This is a genomic window from Dehalococcoidales bacterium (assembly GCA_035529395.1).
Classification (GTDB): Bacteria; Chloroflexota; Dehalococcoidia; order Dehalococcoidales; family Fen-1064; genus DUES01.
Map to the genome: position 1 here is coordinate 1 of DATKWT010000018.1, position 18,255 is coordinate 18,255.

The following is an 18,255-nucleotide window of genomic DNA, read 5'->3' on the forward strand; positions in this document are numbered from 1 at the left end:
CTCCAGCACCCGCTCTTTCTCCCGTGAGCGCAGGTCATATGTAGAAATATAGTACCTGGGTATCTGACCACCCTCGCGGTCGGTTTCAAGACCGACCATAATGTCCCCCCAGATAGCCTGCTGACCATACTCCCATTTCTCGCCAACCTGCCAGCTCTCAGTTGATGGTTCTTTGCTCTTTTCCGCATTGGCAGCGTACTTATAGATATTACCTGTGTAGCTAAGAACCCAAAGATGCAGATTATCCACGAGGCATATATCCACGAAGGGGTCACCCCCGCTATCCAACCGGGAACTCCACGAAATACCGCCATCCTCCGTGTAGTACAATCCACTCATGCCTAGCAACCAACCAACATCCCCATCTACCAAACTGATACGCCTCAGCCACTTGTCCGGCGGTGATGCCTGCACGAACCATGACTCGCCACCATCTGTGGTGTGGAGGAGAGGTGAGTAGGTTACTCGTGAATCAGAGCTTGCCATGGTAGTAGTGGTTATCCATCCGTTCATACCATCAATAAAGAACACATCAGTGAACAGGGTTCCACCGGGTAAAGACAGATTAACTTCTGCTGTATTCCAGCTATTACCGCCATCGGTTGTGATAAGAACAATCCGGTTGGTTGCTGTTGCCCATCCCTTTTCAGAATTCAGGAAGTGAACTGACGTAAGAGCGTAGTGAGTACCGCTATCCTGGGATACCCAGGTCACACCACTATCTTCGGTATGGAGTATTTTCCCGTAATTATTTACCAGCCAGCCGGTGGACTCATCTGTAAAATAAATATCCGTGAACGAGCCACCGGAGCCTTCTCTGGGCCGCTGCCATGCCCAGGTATTTCCACCATCCGTGGTGATGCCAAGCGTACCTTCAGAACCGGCTATCCAACCTCTTTGCTTGCTGGAGAAGTGGATGCAGTTCAGGTCACTCTCTGTCCCACTTTCCCTGACCTCCCACGAATAACCGCTGTCCCCGAAGTGCAGAATAGCACCGGAATCGCCGACTGCCCAGCCGTTGTTCACATCGGTAAAATACAATGCGTGATAGTGCTGGTTATCTTCAGCTTCGTAAACCAACTCCCATTCACCTTGAGACGTATCGGCACCGGCGGGCTCAGTAGTACCAGCGTTATTCTCACATCCAGCGGCTATGATTAACAGCAGCGCAAGGATACCTGTTATCAGCTTTTTCACATCAATCCTTTTTAGAGTTATTCATGCAGCAGTAGCGGTTCTTATGACCCTGGCATCCCCTGCATATCAAGGCAAAAGAACTGTGCCCTACCGTATTTCAAAGGGACGGCCAACAACCCCTTTCAGTGGCTGTAGTACTATCTCGTTCTCTCCTGAATAGGTTAGAATGAACCGCCCGGAACGGTAATAGTGCTTCCGCCCTGACAATATTTCTGTAACGGGGGGTTGGTCTTCTTCAAAGAAAACCAACCCCGGACCGCCCCCGGCCAACGCTTCGGTTTCCATCTTAGCACTGGTAACATCTTCATACTCGAAGACCATGACATTTTCTTTGTTTACCGTAATAAGTCTACCAACCACCGAGAGGTGCAAGCTGCTTCCTGTACGTGTACTGACCTCAACCGCCGCTTCTGCCTGGCGTAATCTATCAAGTAACTCATCGAAATTATCTACAGGCTCAGGCACACGACACGCCGTCACCATAACAGGTGTGATGATACTGAAAATAAGTGCCAGTTTAAAGAACCGTTGCATTTCACACCAGCCGTTACGGGAGCCTTAACCGGGATTTCCCACTTCAACTCGCGGTGAGGCATCCCGTTCCATCACCGCTCTTGTCCGAAATAGTATATCCATGGCACTTGGTTGTCAATCTCCCACAGCACTGACAGTCCGGTCGGCGTCGACATAGCCGGAAGTGCCCTCTCATCTGGACATAGCTGCCGCCAGCTAGACATAACTGCAGAAACAAATCACGCCTGATCAGCCTCGAATTGTTTCCCTTTTCGGCGCTTTTCGTCGTCCCGCCTGTCGCCGCCACCCCCTTTTTCAGCACCCTGTTAGAGGATTACTCTATCGGTGGTGAAGTTAGAGATGAATAGACCAGTATATTAATTCTGCCAATTACAAAGACTATGGGCTACATGGGGAGTTTCTGACAGTGAGCCACCAACTAAGATTGAGTAAAACCGATGTTCGGTATTCCTTGACCGATTTACGGCTTGTTGCTACACTGCAAATAAAGCTTCACATGAAGGGGGTATCCGGAATAAGGCATGATGGTCAGTCACCGACGGTTTATCTGAGGGCAACTCTGTGAAAGTAGTAACTGTTGACGAGATGCGCAGTATCGAAGAGGCCTGTGCCAGCATTGGCCAACCTGCCAGCGTGCTCATGGAGAATGCCGGGAAGGCAGTGGCAGAGCAGGTCAGGGATGCAGTGGGTATCGTTGAGGGACAGGGTATTCTCCTCCTCATCGGACCGGGAAACAACGGCGGCGACGGCCTGGTCTCTGCCCGTTACCTGCACGATTGGGGAGCGCGTGTCAGCCTCTATCTTCTCGGTAACAGGCACTCAGACGACCCGAACCTGAAACTGGTCCAGGAGCGTAAAATCACCTGTGTCCAGAAAACCCAGGATGAGAACCTGACCACGCTTGGGGCAATGCTCTCATTAGCGAGTGTCGTTATCGATGCCGTATTCGGCACTGGCCGGAGCCGTCCCCTCACAGGTATTTTCCGGGAGGCGCTTGAGGCGGTGAACCGTGAACAGGCAAGTCGCCCGACCCTCCGTCTTTTCGCGCTGGACCTGCCGTCCGGCCTCGACGCCGACACCGGCTCGGCTGATATCGCCTGCCTCCACGTTGACAACACGATTGCGCTCGGTTTCCCCAAGGTCGGTCTTTTCAACGCCGCTGAAGCGGCGAGGGCCGGCCAAATCACCACCGTTGACATCGGGATACCAGACGGTCTGGCCGATGAGGTAGCCGTGGAGCTTATCTCCGATGCCTGGGTCCGGTCTGTACTCCCGAAACGCCCACTGCTGGCCAACAAAGGGAGTTTCGGCAGGGTCATGGTCGTTGCCGGCTCCGAACGATACATCGGTGCTGCCTATCTCGCCTGCAGCGGTGCGATGCGGGTCGGTGCCGGACTGGTTACCCTGGCCACGACGCCGACAGTGCAGTCAATCGTAGCCTCCGCACTTATCGAGACAACCTATCTGCCCCTGCCTGAAGCCCATCGCGGCATTGTTTCACCAGAGGCCGCCGGACTCCTGCACGAGGAACTTGACAGCTACGGCGTCCTCCTGATGGGCTGCGGCCTGGGGCAAAGTCCACCAACGGTGGAATTCATCAGGGAAGTCCTGTTCGGACAGCACCCGGCACGCTTGCCCCTGGTGCTGGATGCCGATGCCCTCAATACCTTAGCAGGGATTCCAGACTGGTGGCAACAGCTACCCGATGATGCTATACTTACTCCACACCCCGGCGAAATGTCCCGGCTGGCCGGAGTCACTGTCGACGAGGTGCAGTCGGACAGGATAGGGACTGCCAGAAGGACTGCCCGGGAGTGGCGGAAAACGGTCGTGCTCAAGGGTGCGTATACTGTTGTCGCCGCACCGGACGGACAGTGCATGGTGAGCGTGATAGCCAACCCTGGACTTGCCTCGGCAGGTACCGGCGACGTTCTGGCCGGTGCTATAGCCGGACTGCGGGCGCAGGGCCAGTCGCCTACAGAGGCCGCCGCTTGCGGTGTCTATCTACACGGTCAGGCCGGAGAGAGTGTTAAGGCCAGGTTAGGGGATACCGGCATGGTAGCCAGCGACCTGCTCCGCGCGCTGCCGCTGGTAATTAAACAGCTTAAAGAGAATATTAATGACACTACCTCTGCGAAGTAAGGACATGCTGCTGGCAATAGACATCGGCAACACCAATATCACCTTTGGTGTCTTCGACGGGGAGAATCTGCTGGCTACCTGGCGTATGGCTACCAACGTCAACAAGATGCCGGACGAATACGCAATCGCAATGCTGAGCATGCTCGGCCACCGGGACCTGACACCATCCAATATCACGGGAATAGCCATGTGCAGCACTGTCCCGCCCCTGATTGTCATTTTTGAGGAGCTCTTCCAGCATTACTTCGGTATTACCCCGCTGATAGTGAGTCCGGGTGTCAAGACCGGAGTACGTATCCGCTTCGACAATCCCCGGGAGGTTGGGCCGGACCGGATTGCCAATGCTGCTGCCGCCCATCACCTCTACGAAGGACCCGTAATCGTGGTAGACGTCGGGACGGCAACCACATTCGACGTCGTGTCCCGGGAGGGTGATTGGGTCGGCGGGGTGGTTGCGCCCGGCATTGCCGGCGCCGCCGATGCCTTATTCACACGGACGGCGGCACTGCCCAGGATAGAGCTGGTCGCCCCGGCGCAGGCCATTGGCAGCAATACGATCTCAGCGATGCAGGCCGGCGTCATCTTCGGTTACGCCGGTCTGATTGAGGGAATACTAGCCCGCATCCAGAAACAGTTGGGGGAGAAGGCCAAGGTCGTGGCCACCGGGGGATATGCCCGGTTGATAGTGGGCGAGACCCCTGCACTTGACATGGTCAACCCGGATATCACCCTGATAGGACTGAGACTTATCTACCTGATGAATGCCTGATGTCACCTAACGGTGCCATCAGGTTGGCCTGACGCGGACGTCAGGTTCGCCTGACTTACCGGGAGGTGGGAAGATGCTAACTGATAAGACAGTAGTACTGGGAGTGACCGGAGGCATTGCCGCCTATAAGGCGGCCGACCTGGCGAGCAAGCTTACCCAGGGCGGGGCTATAGTGAACGTTATCATGACCGGGTCCGCCATGGAGTTCGTTGCGCCGCTGACATTCCGTGCCATCACGCACCGGCCGGTAGTCACCAGTATGTTCGAGCTTAACTCCGAGTTCAGCGTTGAGCATATCGCTCTGGCCGAGGCGGCGGATATAGTGGTCATTGCCCCGGCAACAGCAAACATCATCGCAAAAATCGCCACCGGCATTGCCGACGACATGCTGACCACTACCGTCCTCGCCACCAAAGCACCGGTGGTCGTGGCACCGGCGATGAACGTCAATATGTGGCAGAACCCGGTCACCCAGGAGAACGTCCTCCGTCTGAAGGAGAGGGGCTTCACATTCGTCGGGCCGGGGTACGGGCGTCTCGCCTCGGGCAGTATGGGCCTGGGACGCTTCGTCGACATCAGCGAAATCATGGGCACCGTGCAGCAGGTGCTGGGCAGAAAGGGCGACCTCGCCGGGAAAGGCATCGTTGTTACCGCCGGCGGTACGCGGGAAGCTATCGACCCGGTGCGCTATATCGGGAACCGCTCCTCGGGCAAGATGGGCTTTGCCCTGGCGGAAGCAGCCCGGGACAGAGGGGCGACGGTTACATTGATTACCGCCCCGGTATCGCTGCCGGTACCGGCAGGCATGGAGGTTATCAACGTAGAATCAGTCGTTGAAATGAATGAGGCGGTAGCCAAGGCCACTACGAAAGCGGATGCACTGATAATGGCGGCCGCTCCCGCCGACTACGTGGCGAAGAGTGTCGCCGACCAGAAGATAAAGAAGGGGTCTGCTGCCCTCACCGTAGACCTGGTGAAGGCACCGGACATCATCAGCGAAGTCAGCGGGGACTTTATCAAGGTGGGCTTCTCCGCCGAGACGGAGAACCTGCTGGACAACGCCAGAGGGAAGCTGGAGCGAAAGCGGCTTGACCTGATGGTGGCCAACGATGTTACCGCCGCCGACAGCGGCTTCGGGGTCGATACCAATAAGGTGACCATCATCGATAGAGAGGGCAAGACGGAAGACCTGCCCCTGATGACCAAGCGAGAGGTAGCCGACAGGGTGCTGGACAGGGTGGTGGGGTTGTTAACATCCGGCTAGTCAGATGGCGGGACACCTGGAGGGATGTTGTTTGACACTTCCTGGCTAAGAGCGAGCCCTGAGATCGTGGCATGGCTTATTGGTATCGTGCTGGCGATTGTGATGGTCAGGCGAGGCGGGCGTAGGGCAGAGAAGCTGTTGCTGGCGGGCTGTAGCCTGATGCTGGCCGCGCGGCTGATCTCATTATTACTGACCAACGTCATGCCCTGGATACGTGAGCAGGCAATGTCAGCAGCAGAGTTCGGCCTGGCTCTCTCCCTACTAGCTGGCGTTCCGGCTCTGGCGGGTATCATCTGCCTTGGTCTTGCCTTCTGGCTGAGATTCAGGCCGAAGAGACCGGAGACGGCCTGATGGATATTGCGATATTCTACGGCGGCCTTATTGGCGCGGCTCCAGCGCTGGTGTTCTGGGTCGCCATTCTGATTCTGGCTATAATCATGCTGCGGCGTGGTGGGCGCAGAACGGAGCAGTTCCTCATCGTGGCCTGCAGTCTCAAGATAGCCGCCACTGTCCTCGGCATCTTTTCGGTTGCGATCAGCCTCTGGCGATTCGAGGCGGGCGACCCCCTTGATACCATGAGTCTGACCACCAAGGGCTATAGGGCATTTGTCAGTCTTGTTGACGCGGCCGGCACGCTGGGATTCCTGTACGCCTTCTGGACGAGATTCCGGCAGGGGCGTGCCGCGCCTGCGAAATTGTCGGTGTTGGAAGCGAATTATGACGCAGACCCCACATCTTGAGCTTCTGGCTCAGGGCGTGAGAGTAACCCGGACAAGAAAAATCTCGGAGAAACAAGCATGACACATGTCCCACAAATCGAACCGGAGATGCCCAAAGCCTACGAAGCCGTCAGAGTCGAGCCGAAGTGGTTCAGATTCTGGTTGGAGAAGGATTATTTCCGGGCCGAGATAGACCCCGATAAGAAGCCCTTTACTATAATGATGCCTCTACCCAACGTCACCGGCGACCTGCACATGGGGCACGTCTGCTTCCTGACCCCGGAGGACATCCTGACCCGCTGGCACCGGATGAAGGGCGATTCAGCCCTGTGGCTGCCCGGTATCGACCACTCAGGTATCGGTGCCCAGGTGGTCGTGGAGCGGATACTCGCAGAAGAAGGCCTTACCCGGCAAGATATCGGCCGTGAGAAGTTCCTCGAGAGAATGCACCGGTGGGCGGAGCAGTGCCGCAAGACCATAACCGAGCAGGAGCAGCGGCTGGGCTCTTCGTGCGACTGGAGTCGGGAGAGGTACACCCTGGAAGAAGGGCCCTCACGGGCAGTACGCACCGCCTTCGTCCGCCTCTACGAGAAAGGCCTCATCTACAAGGGAGAGCGCATCATCAACTGGTGTCCGCGTTGCGCCACCGCTATATCCGACCTCGAAGTGGACCACAAGGACCTGACCGGCCACCTCTGGTACGTCCGCTACCCTCTTACGGATGGTAGCGGCTACATCACTGTGGCCACGACACGACCGGAGACCATCCTCGGTGATACCGCCGTAGCCGTGAACCCCGACGATGAGCGGTTCAAGGACATGGTAGGCAAGAAGGTCATTCTGCCCGCCGTCAAACGCGAGATACCCATAATCGCCGACGACGCCGTCGACGCCGCATTCGGTACCGGTGCCGTCAAGATAACCCCGCAGCACGACCCTGTGGACTTCGAGGTAGCCCAGCGCCACAACCTTCCCCTGGTGAACATTCTTAACAACGATGCCACCATGAACGAGAACGCCGGGCCTTATGAAGGCATGGACCGGTTTACCTGCCGTGAAATGATAGTAGCCGACCTGGAAAAAGACGGCTTGCTCGTGAAGATAGAGCCCTACTCCCACTCGGTCGGGCACTGTGACCGTTGCCAGACAATCATCGAGCCGCTGGCCAGCAAACAGTGGTTCGTCAGCATGAAGCCGCTGGCCGGACCGGCGATAGACTCCGTGGTGGACGGCCGTATCAGAATCCTCCCGGAACGCTTCATCAAGGTCTACCTGAACTGGATGGAGAACATCCGCGACTGGTGTATCAGCCGCCAACTCTGGTGGGGGCACAGAATCCCGGTCTGGTACTGCGGGAAGTGCGATGGCCACAGGATTCACCTCAGGCTTTCGGATGCGGTCCTGAGGAAGCACGGTCTGACCGAAACCATACATGACTACTTGGCGCTGGAAAACACGGGCCTAAGTCGGCAGGAGATAGCGGACAGTATAGAGTCGGGCTACGTCGACCTGGGGACGGCCAATATAGTAGCGGTGGAGGAACCGGAGGTGTGCCCTAGCTGCGAAAGCCGGAGTCTCATCCAGGACACGGATGTGCTTGACACCTGGTTCAGCTCCGCGCTGTGGCCTCATTCCACACTGGGGTGGCCGGACGACACCGAGGACCTGCGCTACTTCTACCCCACCTCGGTCATGGAGACCGGCTATGACATACTCCCCTTCTGGGTTGCACGGATGATTGTGATGGGGCTGGAAGACGCAGGCGACATCCCCTTCCACACCGTCTACCTGCACGGCCTGCTGCGCGACGCCCACGGCGAGAAGATGAGCAAGGTCAAGGGCACGGGCATTGACCCGATAGGCGTCGTCAACAAGTATGGTGCCGATGCCCTGCGCTTTGCCATCATGACCGGCACATCCCCCGGAAATGACATCAAGCTGGGAGAGGAGAAAGTGGAGGCGGGCCGCAATTTCGCCAACAAGCTCTGGAACGCCACCCGGTTCGTCGTCAGGAGCATCGAGTCCGCAGGCGGCGACCTCACCATAGAGTGGGACCGACTTCCCCGTGAAGACCGCTGGATTCTCAGTCGGTTGAACCGTACCGTGTCCAGTGTCACCGGTCTCCTGGATGACTTCCAGCTCGGTGAAGCCCTAAGGCAGATGCACGATTTCCTGTGGGGCGAGTTCTGTGACTGGTATATCGAGATAGCCAAGATACGCCTTAACCCCGAAGCCGGTACGTCTCCCTCCCCGATACCCGTGCTGGTGCACGCGCTGGAGACATCGCTCCGCTTGCTGCACCCCTACATGCCCTTCATCACCGAGGAGTTGTGGCAGCACCTGAGACAACGCCTGCCCACCGACTGGCAACCCACGGAATCGATAGTGGTAGCGTATTATCCGGAGGTTGACACGAGTACTTTCGATGCCGAGGCAGAGCGCATCATGGAATCCGTGGTGGAGATAGTGCGCGCCATCCGCAACGTCCGCACGCAGCATAAGGTAGAACTGGCACGGTGGGTCGAGGCCAATGTTTTCGGTGGTGAGTTGACCGGGTCTATCCGGGAGCACGCAGCGGCTATCGAGACCCTGGCCAGGGCCAGGCCGGTGACCTTCCACGATAACCGCCAGCCGGAGCAAGCCAGCGACAACGATATCGTTCTGGTGCTGAAGGAGACCGAGGTCGTCATCCCGATGGAGAGCATGGTTGACATGGTCGCGGAACGGGAGCGCCTCGGCAAGGAGATAGCAGAGGTCGCGGCGGATGTTGCCCGACTGGAAGCCAGGCTGAAGGACCAGGCATTTCTAAGCAAGGCACCGGAAGCCGTTATCGAAAAGGAACGTGGTCGACTTACCGAGCGAAAGGACAGGCTGGAAAGACTGCGGCAGGAACTCAGGCGGCTGACTTAGTTCCTGGTTTGGGCTCAGGACTTGATGGTCTGGAACGCTCTCACGGCAGTCTATCGCAGACAAAACAGACGATGAGATTCTTCCCGTCGTCCGCTTGCTCCTCATAGTTAATCAAAGCATTCGCAGAAAATCCGGCCTCAGAGAACAAGGACGAATAGTCATCCATCGACATCACCGGCGCTTCCGAGACGAATTTTTCTACAGCCTCACTACCGTCCTTGTGTCTTGTTTTGTAATAGTAAACAGTGACTGCCCACTTCCCGTCTTGACTAAGCTCACTCACAACCTTCCGCTCGACTGAATCGCGGGTTACTGGATGACTGACAGGTTTTGACCACTCAGGCATTCGTTGGTCGCCACCAAATCCCAGGGTCCCCGAGCGACGTACTGCTACCAGGAGTTTTCCACCCGACCGTGAATGCCGATGGACATACTTCAAACACGATAACTGTTATTTCCCGGTATTAAGTTCACGAAAGGAATTATCCGCGATGATGACGAGGCCAAAATGTCTGTCAAGCTGAAAATCAGTCATGTCCGCACGATGCAGAAAAATCCGGGATGCAACTTCAGAAGGCATTCCAGAAACACGCTCGCTGGCTATATCAATCATGTTTTGTGACAGGTCAATGCCTTCGACTGTATAACCAGCCCGGGCAATCGCTGTGAGCAGTCGAGCCGTGCCACAGGTAAGTTCCAAGACTGGGCCGCCGGTTCTCCGCGCGGACTTCGTATACCAGGCAATCTCTTTATCCGCAAGAGGATTTAGATATGGATAGTCCCAACCGAACAACTCGTATCGTTCAAGGTGCGCATCCACAATAGATACCTTACACTGATGGAGTATGATTGATCCTGGCATTAGCCCGATATCGCTACCTGCCAGTTACCGAACGCCCCAGAAGACCATTATTATGCAGCCAGTCCAGACCCTTCCTGGTATCAATGGCCACGCTGCCCTTGTCGCTGCGATTCAGCTAGTTCCGGTTGCGCCCGCCGTCAACGTTCAGCGTCTGGCCGGTGATATTCTTCCCCTCGTTGGAAACCAGAAACAGGACCGCCTCGGCGATGTCCTCTGCCGTCTGCTCTCTCCCCAGCGGAGTCGGGGGGGCAAGCTCGGGGAACTTTCCCTCGTTCAGGGCATCGAACCACTCTCGCGGCGTCATGCCCTTGTACTCCGGCCTGGTCTCGACCATCCTCTGCGCGCTTCTCTTCCAGGTATCCGTGTAGACGTATCCCGGACAGACACAGTTGACGTTGACATCGTATGGGCCTAGCTCCTCCGCCAGCGAGTGAGTGAACCGGAGCAGGCCGGCCTTCATGGCGGCGTAGGACAGCGGTGATGTGTGTGAGGTGTAGGTGTCACGCCCGGATACCGACGATATGTTCACGATTTTACCGCTCTTCTGCGCCATGAAATGGGGAGCAATCGCACGGCACATCAGCACGGGCGCCCTGAGGTTCTGCTCATACATCCCGTCCCACTCCGCCACGACACGGCCCAGAGAACCGCTATCGGGTTCCTTCGGGACCGGCGGACCGCCTCCGACATTGTTCACCAGGATGTCTATCCTGCCGAAGGCAGCGACAGTGCTATTGATGACACGCTCGACCACTTCTACCCTGGTGATATCGCCGGGTAGCGCCAGAGCACGCCTGTCCATGCCCTTAATCTCGGCCACGACGGCCGCCGTCGTTTCTTCCTGGTAGGAGTTGACGGCAAGGTCCGCTCCTTCCCTGGCAAGACAGAGGGCGATGGCCCGACCGATTCCCCGTCCTGCCGCGGTAACCACGGCTACCTTACCTTCCAGTTTCATCGGTGCCTCCTGTTGTCTTCCAGGGTCTGTCCACCCGACAGGGGGCGCCCCAGAAGTCCATTACTACGCAGCCAGTCCAGACCCTTCCTGGTATCACTGGCTACCCTGGCCTTATCGCTGCGTTTCAGCCGGTATTTAAACAGCCAGTAGGTGAACTCCTTCATCTCCAGCAGGCTGGTAGACCTGCGGTGGGGATAACCCTTTTCCATGCGGAATTCTCTCAACAGAACAGCCATCTCCTGCCGGTAGATACGCCGGTAGACCTCGTCGGACGGGTCCTGCTCTCTGGCGAGACCGGACACCCACTTCTCTTTGCGGACTTCGTCACGCACTGCCCAGAACAGCGCTTCCTCCACGGTGATACCGTAGAAATAGTTCAGGTACTGGTGATAGCGAACACTACCGATAAGCTCCTTGAACTGCTCTGTGGTTATATCAGAGGGGAACTCACCGTGAAAGAGAAAGGCCAACTTTTCGCTCTCAGGCAGGAGGCCGTCTACCGCGGCGCACAGACGTTCCGCAACCACCATCCAGTCCAGTGCTTCCCCGGCAATAACGTAACGGTAGAGGTGCCCGTCATACGTTTCTTCGGTAATATCCCACAGGGCAATTGCTTCCAGCAGGGCAATGTGCCAATCCCTCCCGGTGGCGACAGCCTCCTCCAGGTGCCGGATGGCCGCGTTTTCTGCCGTCAATTGAGTTGATAATTGCTCGCTATCCAGGCCAGTCACTTCTTGTCCTCGCCTGCTTCTGCCCGTAGCTTATCGTAATACTGCAAGCTGCCCGTGGTTACCAGCTCGGTGACCTTCTTTGTGATGGCCTCACCGACTCCGGGGATTTCCCTCAGTCTACCTTGGGCAACAAGCTGCTCCACGGCGACTGTCTGGCCTTCAATGGCATCGGCTGCCTTGCGGTAAGCCCGTATCTTGAACCAGTTCTCCTTCTGCTTCTCCAGCAGGTCGGCAATCTCCCGAAACACCCCGGCGATTTCAGTGTTGTTCATGGCTGATATCGCGTGACGGCCTATACTGATGTCCCTCACTTACCACAGCAGTGCTTGTACTTCTTGCCGCTGCCACAGGGGCAGGGGTCGTTGCGCCCTATCTTCTTACCGGCCACCTTCACCTTCTGTGGCTGCCTGGGGCCATCATCGCCCCGGCTGGCAATCATTTTCGCCATCTCCTTCGGCACCTGCCTTTGCACCGGTTCCCTGGCAAGACTAACATGGAAGATAGAGTGGATGACATCATGCCGGATACTGTCCAGCAGGGCCTGGAACTGGGCGGCGCCTTCACGCTTGTAGGCCACCAGAGGGTCACGCTGGGCATACGCTTGAAGCCCTATCCCCTGGCGCATGTAGTCCATCTCGGTAAGGTGCTCCACCCAGAGGCTGTCGATGATGCGCAGCATCAGCAGACGCTCCAGCATCCTCATGTTGTCCGCACCCAGTTCCTGCTCCCGTTGCTCGTAGACAGACTCTCCAATCTCAATGAGCTTATCCTCAATCTGCCTGGGCTTCAACTCGGTGAGAGCACCGGCATCGATGGTCGGGGGTAACGGCATAACCGTGGCGACCTCGGTAAGCAAGCCGGCCATATCCTCTTCAGGGTTCTCATTCCGCGTAAAGCTGCCCACGACTCCCTGTATCTCCTGGGCCACCATGTCCTGGATGTTAGCCTTGAGGTCGGCGCCGCTGATAATCTTGCTGCGCTCGCTGTAGATAAGCTCGCGCTGGGCGTTGATTACATCGTCATAGTCGACCAGGTGTTTCCGTATGTCGAAGTTGTAGCCCTCCACGTTGACCTGGGCACTCTCGATGGAACGGTTCACCAGCCGGTTCTCAATGGGTGTGTCTTCGCCAATACCGGCCCACTCCATGACGCCCTTCACGCGGTCGCCGCCAAAACGCTTCATCACGTCATCTTCCAGGGACACGTAGAAGCGGGAGCTTCCCGGGTCGCCCTGCCGTCCCGCTCTACCCCGGAGCTGGTTGTCGATACGTCTTGCCTCATGGCGCTCGGTGCCCACTATGTGGAGTCCGCCCAGGCCGACTACATCGTCATGTTCCTGCTGCCATTCCTTCTGATCCCGGTCTTCGGGATTGCCGCCGAGGACGATATCAACACCGCGCCCCGCCATGTTGGTAGCAACGGTCACGGTACCCAGCCGGCCCGCCTGAGCAATGATACCGGCTTCCTTCTCGTGCAATTTGGCATTCAGTACCTGGTGCCGGACCCCTTTCCTCGTCAGCCGCGCACTCAGGTCTTCCGACTTCTCAATGGAGACCGTGCCGATGAGCACCGGCCGCTTCTCGTTATGAAACTGCTCAACCTCCCGCACAACTGCGTTAAACTTGGCATTTTCGTCCTTGTATATCTGGTCGGTAAAATCTTCCCGAATCATCGGCTCGTTGGTGGGGACAACCACCACTTCAAGCTTGTATATCTTGTGGAACTCCTCTGCCTCGGTAATCGCCGTGCCCGTCATTCCAGCCAGCTTTTCGTACATACGGAAGTAGTTCTGGAAGGTGATGGTAGCATAGGTCATGCTCTCCCGCTGTACCTTCACCCGCTCTTTGGCCTCAATCGCCTGGTGCAGTCCCCCCGAAAAACGACGGCCGAACATCAGACGTCCGGTGAACTCGTCGACAATGACCACCTGGCCATCCCGTACCACGTACTCGACATCCCGATGGTAGAGCAGTTGTGCCTTGAGTGCGTTGTCCATATAGCGCGTCAGGGATGCATTCGCCGGGTCGTAGAGACTGGGCGACTTCAGGACGCCATCACGGGACAGCGCTGTCTCGACGGCATTGATGCCATCGTCAGTCAGGCTAACCGCACGCCGCTTTTCATCTATGGTGAAGTGCTCGTCCTGGCGCAGCCGGGGGACAAGCCGGGCAAAGACCTGGTACTTCTGTTCCGCCTCTTCAGCCGGGCCGCTGATAATCAGCGGGGTACGCGCTTCATCGATGAGGATGTTGTCCACCTCGTCAACAATGGCATAGTGCAGCGGACGCTGCACACACCGTTCCAGTTCGACAACCATGTTGTCGCGCAGGTAATCAAACCCGAACTCGTTGTTGGTGCCGTAGGTAATATCGGCCTGGTACGCCTCCCGGCGCGAGACCGGACGCATGAAACTCCAGGTCTTGTCATCTGTTTCGTGGGTGGGGTCATAGACAAACGAGGACTCGTGCTGGAGGCTGGCGACACTGACACCCAGGGCATGGTATATCGGCCCCATCCAGCGCGATTGCCATTTGCATAGGTAATCGTTCACGGTGACCAGGTGGCAGCCCCGACCGGTCAGAGCATTGAGATAGAGCGGCAACGTGGCCACCAGGGTCTTACCCTCGCCGGTCTTCATCTCGGCAATCTTACCCTGGTGCAGAACGATACCGCCCATAAGCTGGACATCGAAATGGCGCTGTTTCAGAGTCCGCTTGGCCGCTTCCCGCACGGCGGCAAAGGCCTCCGGTAATAGTTCATCCGGCGTGCTCCCCGCTTGACACCGTCCCTTGAACTCGTTCGTCTTGGCATGAAGCGCCTCATCACTGAGTCGCTCGAACTCCGGTTCAAGCTCATTTATCTTCGCCACCAGTAGCTGGAGACGCTTCAACTCCTTCTCGTTGGAATCAAGCATTCCACTCAGCAAACTGAGTGGTGCACGCAGCAACCTAAATAGTAACTTAAGCAATGCGCTGAGCCATTTAGGCATCGTCATCCTCTCTCACCAGTTCTCTGGCTCTGCGTTGCCACTCGACCCAAGCCACAAGCCTGTCCCATTGTTGGGGAGTACAGATAAACTCGTTCTTCCTCAGTCCGCTTTCCTTGAATTTGGACCACATCTTGACTCCTCGGTCTTCGGTGACTTGGGCCATGATATCCGCCTCATACATCTTGTAGGTTTTAGTTACTCTCAGCGGTTCCATCATTCCATCCCTCCTTCTCTTTCTCACGGAGTTCCTTCTCGTTGAAATCAAGGAGTACACTCAGCCATCTAGTCATGGTAGCAGGCTGCTTTAAGACTCTCTCGACCATCCCCCTGACCCCCTTCCTAGCCAGGAAGGGGGGAGAGATTATTTCTGGGGGACACCCCCAGACCCTTGCCAAAGGGGCTTAGCCCCTCTGGACTCCCCTTCTTCAGCGCCCTGCCGGCCTATCTCACCAGTTCTCTGGCTTCATCTGCGGTAGACTCATTGACCATGACCCGAACCTCACCCATCCCGTCAATGGCGAAGGCATGCACCGAAGGTGCCGCCAACGACCTCAGCAGACAGGGTATCCCGTAGCTCTCCAGCAAGCCCTTGATGATGTTCGCTTCGGCCTCACCTCTCGCCCGGTACACCTCAACAAGACGTTCACTGTTGCTCAAACATCGCCCCCACGGAAAGTCCGGTATGGATACGGTGAATAGCCTCGCCCAGCAGAGGGGCGATAGGCAGCACGGTGACCTTGTCCAGCTTCTTCTCACCGGTTACCGGGATGGTGTCAGTGACGACAACTTCCTTGACCGGGCTTGCCACTATTCTCTCCGCTGCCGGAGGGGTCAAGAGAGGATGCGTACAGCAAATGTAGACCTCTCTGGCCCCCTTGTCCAGCACCGTATTGACGGCATTGAGTATGGAGCCTCCGGTGAGAATCTCGTCATCAAAGGCCAGGGCTACTTTCCCCTTTACATCGCCGATAACATTGAGTATTTCGCTACTGCCACTGTTGTCCAGGCGACGTTTCTCCATGATGGCCAAAGGCGCATACAGCCTGGCGGCCAGGTCCCGAGCCCGTTTGGAAATACCGATATCAGTGGCCACTACCACCAGGTCCTCCAGGCCCTTCTCCCTGAAGTAGTCGCTCTGCAGGGTGAGGGCGGTAAGTTCGTCAACCGGGATGTTGAAAAAGCCCTGTATCTGAGAGGAATGCAGGTCAACCGTGAGTACACGATTGGCGCCGGCGGTGGTCAGTAAGTCCGCCACCAACCGGGCAGTAATCGGGACCCGGGGCTGGTCCTTGTGGTCCGTGCGGCCGTAGCCATAGTAAGGAATCACCGCCGTAATCCGGCTTGCCGAGGCCCTCTTCAGAGCGTCAATCATAATCAGCAACTCCACCAGGCTCTTGCTGACCGGGGAGCAGATGGGCTGGACAACAAAGGTATCCCTCTCCCGAACGTTATCCAGGATTCGCACGAAGATGTTCTCGTTGGTGAACTCGAAGACCTCGGCTTTCCCCAGAGGCATACCCAGGTAATCGGCAATTGCCTGCGCCAGAGCGGGGTGGGCATTACCAGTGAACACTTTCAGGTCGTCCATAGCCATTTCCTTCCTTCATACATCATACAAACTCTTTGACTCCAAAGGCAGTTATATTATATCACTATCTCTTCTCAAGCTCACCCCCCCACCCAGGCTTCCCGGGAAGACTTGACCCTGTGGTATGCAATGGTCTCTCCAGATTTGCCGAAATATGACTGGCATGATATAGTCCACAGAGTGCATAAACAACAGGGTGAATCAGGTATTCACCACACGGTAATAATCCGAAGAAGGAGTGAAATGAAGGAAGCAGTAATCGTAGACGCCTGCCGCTCAGCCATTGGACGGGCAGGAGACCGCGGGGTATACCGGGCTGTCGGTCCCAACGACCTGATGGTACCGGTACTGAACGCAATACTGGAAAGGAACAAGCTGGACCCAAATCTGGTCGATGAAATCGTTATCGGGTCAGCAGGAACAGTCAGCGGGGCGATGACCAGGAACATACTGCTGGTAGCTGGCTTTCCCAACACCGTAGCCGGTAGTGACACTGCCCGCCAGTGCGCTTCATCTTCCAACGCCGTGGCAATTGCGGCCCATTACATCATCAATGACGATGCCGACATCATCATCGCCGGCGGGTTGGAGACCATGGACCGCCGCGGGCCGGTACAGCCCTCACAGATCGGACGTCGTGGAGCCGGTGGAGGGCCCGGTGATCTGTCACGGCTTCTAGGCAGCCAGCAGAAGGAGGAGTATCCCGAAGGCTGGAAGACGGCCAAAGTGTTACCGCCATTCCTGCCCGAGGGGATACCGATGTGGATTTACGACATGGGACGCACTGCCGAGGAGCTTTCCGAGCGGTACGGTATCAGCAGGGAGGACTCGGATGCCTTTGCCCTGACCAGCCATGATAAGGCTCTTGCCGCTCAGGATAACGGGCTTTTCAAGGATGAGATTGTCCCTATCACAATCAAGTATGAGGACGGCAGTACCGAGGTGATTGACACCGACCAGTGCCCCAGACGTGGCACAACTCTGGAGAAGATTGCGGCCGTACCCGCCGCCTACAAGGAGAATGGACTGGTATCGGCCGCGAATTCGTGTCCGAGAAGCGATGGCGCCGGAGCCGTGCTCATCATGTCCAAGGACAAAGCAAAAGAGTTGGGCTACAAGCCAATGTGTACCTTCCGGCATGCCGTGGCAATTGGTGTTGACCCCACCGTCATGGGCATCGGCCCGGTGCCGTCCACCCAGAAAATACTGAAGCGGACCGGCATGAGCATAACCGATTTCGACATCATCGAAATCAATGAGGCATTTGCCTGCCAGGTGGTCTACAGCATGCGCGAACTGGGCATGGGACCGAAGGAAGCCGAGAAGCTGAACCCCAAGGGCGGAGCTATTGCCATTGGCCACCCGCTGGGAATGACCGGCTCCAGGCAGACAGCCGTAATCGCCCACGAAATGGTGCGCCGTGACCTCGAGTGGGGTCTGGCTACCCTGTGCGTCGGTGGTGGGCAGGGAATGGCAACCATTTTCCAGCGCGAGAATTACAGCTAGGTGTATGCGCAGGTCCGCTAGCCTGCTAACACCTGTGAAAAAGGCCTCCTTCCGGAGGCCTTTTTACATGCCGGGAATCTCAGATTGCG

The 18,255-nt window shown here is 57.0% G+C and carries 18 protein-coding genes; 7 read left to right on the forward strand and 11 right to left on the reverse strand.

What is annotated here, in order from left to right; translation table 11 throughout:
* A partial coding sequence (locus VMW13_01045; GenBank protein HUV43392.1) for a YCF48-related protein occupies positions 1 to 1,197 on the reverse strand: 1,197 nt, incomplete at its 3' end.
* An 87-nt stretch (positions 1,198 to 1,284) separates the two neighbouring features.
* Positions 1,285 to 1,731 carry a hypothetical protein gene (locus VMW13_01050; protein ID HUV43393.1) on the reverse strand — a complete coding sequence of 149 codons (447 nt, stop codon included), beginning with the start codon at positions 1,729 to 1,731 and terminating at the stop codon, positions 1,285 to 1,287.
* A 561-nt stretch (positions 1,732 to 2,292) separates the two neighbouring features.
* On the opposite strand from VMW13_01050, the gene VMW13_01055 reads away from it, so the two are divergent.
* The 6 genes from VMW13_01055 (at position 2,293) to VMW13_01080 (ending at position 9,535) form a co-directional block, all read left to right on the forward strand.
* Entirely contained in the window at positions 2,293 to 3,873 is a 1,581-nt protein-coding gene (locus VMW13_01055) for an NAD(P)H-hydrate dehydratase (GenBank protein HUV43394.1), read from the forward strand.
* The gene (locus tag VMW13_01060; protein ID HUV43395.1) at positions 3,851 to 4,642 is read left to right on the forward strand and encodes a type III pantothenate kinase; all 792 of its coding nucleotides are present in this window, start codon (positions 3,851 to 3,853) and stop codon (positions 4,640 to 4,642) included. The genes VMW13_01055 and VMW13_01060 overlap by 23 nt, the downstream gene beginning before the upstream one ends.
* A 73-nt stretch (positions 4,643 to 4,715) precedes the next feature.
* A complete protein-coding gene (coaBC, locus tag VMW13_01065; protein ID HUV43396.1) occupies positions 4,716 to 5,906 on the forward strand; it encodes a bifunctional phosphopantothenoylcysteine decarboxylase/phosphopantothenate--cysteine ligase CoaBC in 1,191 nt (396 codons plus the stop codon).
* Positions 5,907 to 5,930: 24 nt separating this feature from the next.
* On the forward strand, positions 5,931 to 6,257 hold the full coding sequence (locus tag VMW13_01070) for a hypothetical protein (protein HUV43397.1): 327 nt from the start codon (positions 5,931 to 5,933) through the stop codon (positions 6,255 to 6,257).
* Complete coding sequence (locus tag VMW13_01075; GenBank protein HUV43398.1) at positions 6,257 to 6,646, forward strand: hypothetical protein; 390 nt, start codon at positions 6,257 to 6,259, stop codon at positions 6,644 to 6,646. Before VMW13_01070 ends, VMW13_01075 begins: the two co-directional genes overlap by 1 nt.
* A gap of 57 nt (positions 6,647 to 6,703) precedes the next feature.
* The gene (locus VMW13_01080) at positions 6,704 to 9,535 is read left to right on the forward strand and encodes a valine--tRNA ligase (protein HUV43399.1); all 2,832 of its coding nucleotides are present in this window, start codon (positions 6,704 to 6,706) and stop codon (positions 9,533 to 9,535) included.
* 40 nt (positions 9,536 to 9,575) lie between these two features.
* Here the strand turns inward: VMW13_01080 and VMW13_01085 are convergent, their stop codons facing one another.
* The 9 genes from VMW13_01085 to VMW13_01125 all read right to left on the reverse strand — a co-directional run bounded on the left by VMW13_01085 (position 9,576) and on the right by VMW13_01125 (position 16,660).
* Positions 9,576 to 9,881: a hypothetical protein gene (locus VMW13_01085; protein ID HUV43400.1), complete on the reverse strand. Its 306-nt coding sequence runs from the start codon at positions 9,879 to 9,881 to the stop codon at positions 9,576 to 9,578.
* A 105-nt stretch (positions 9,882 to 9,986) separates the two neighbouring features.
* Positions 9,987 to 10,355 carry a methyltransferase domain-containing protein gene (locus VMW13_01090; protein ID HUV43401.1) on the reverse strand — a complete coding sequence of 123 codons (369 nt, stop codon included), beginning with the start codon at positions 10,353 to 10,355 and terminating at the stop codon, positions 9,987 to 9,989.
* Positions 10,356 to 10,512: 157 nt separating this feature from the next.
* Positions 10,513 to 11,352 carry an SDR family oxidoreductase gene (locus VMW13_01095; protein ID HUV43402.1) on the reverse strand — a complete coding sequence of 280 codons (840 nt, stop codon included), beginning with the start codon at positions 11,350 to 11,352 and terminating at the stop codon, positions 10,513 to 10,515.
* Positions 11,349 to 12,083: a hypothetical protein gene (locus VMW13_01100; GenBank protein ID HUV43403.1), complete on the reverse strand. Its 735-nt coding sequence runs from the start codon at positions 12,081 to 12,083 to the stop codon at positions 11,349 to 11,351. Before VMW13_01100 ends, VMW13_01095 begins: the two co-directional genes overlap by 4 nt.
* On the reverse strand, positions 12,080 to 12,394 hold the full coding sequence (locus tag VMW13_01105; protein ID HUV43404.1) for a hypothetical protein: 315 nt from the start codon (positions 12,392 to 12,394) through the stop codon (positions 12,080 to 12,082). The genes VMW13_01100 and VMW13_01105 overlap by 4 nt, the downstream gene beginning before the upstream one ends.
* Positions 12,391 to 14,997 (reverse strand): preprotein translocase subunit SecA, encoded by a 2,607-nt coding sequence (gene secA, locus VMW13_01110; protein ID HUV43405.1) that lies wholly within the window; start codon positions 14,995 to 14,997, stop codon positions 12,391 to 12,393. Before secA ends, VMW13_01105 begins: the two co-directional genes overlap by 4 nt.
* A 67-nt stretch (positions 14,998 to 15,064) precedes the next feature.
* On the reverse strand, positions 15,065 to 15,289 hold the full coding sequence (locus VMW13_01115; GenBank protein ID HUV43406.1) for a hypothetical protein: 225 nt from the start codon (positions 15,287 to 15,289) through the stop codon (positions 15,065 to 15,067).
* Between the two features lie 224 nt (positions 15,290 to 15,513).
* Positions 15,514 to 15,729 (reverse strand): DUF2007 domain-containing protein, encoded by a 216-nt coding sequence (locus tag VMW13_01120; GenBank protein HUV43407.1) that lies wholly within the window; start codon positions 15,727 to 15,729, stop codon positions 15,514 to 15,516.
* Complete coding sequence (locus tag VMW13_01125) at positions 15,716 to 16,660, reverse strand: ribose-phosphate pyrophosphokinase (GenBank protein ID HUV43408.1); 945 nt, start codon at positions 16,658 to 16,660, stop codon at positions 15,716 to 15,718. The genes VMW13_01120 and VMW13_01125 overlap by 14 nt, the downstream gene beginning before the upstream one ends.
* Positions 16,661 to 16,903: 243 nt before the next feature.
* Between VMW13_01125 and VMW13_01130 the strand changes: the two genes are divergently transcribed.
* Positions 16,904 to 18,166 (forward strand): thiolase family protein, encoded by a 1,263-nt coding sequence (locus VMW13_01130; protein ID HUV43409.1) that lies wholly within the window; start codon positions 16,904 to 16,906, stop codon positions 18,164 to 18,166.
* Positions 18,167 to 18,255 lie beyond the last annotated feature (89 nt).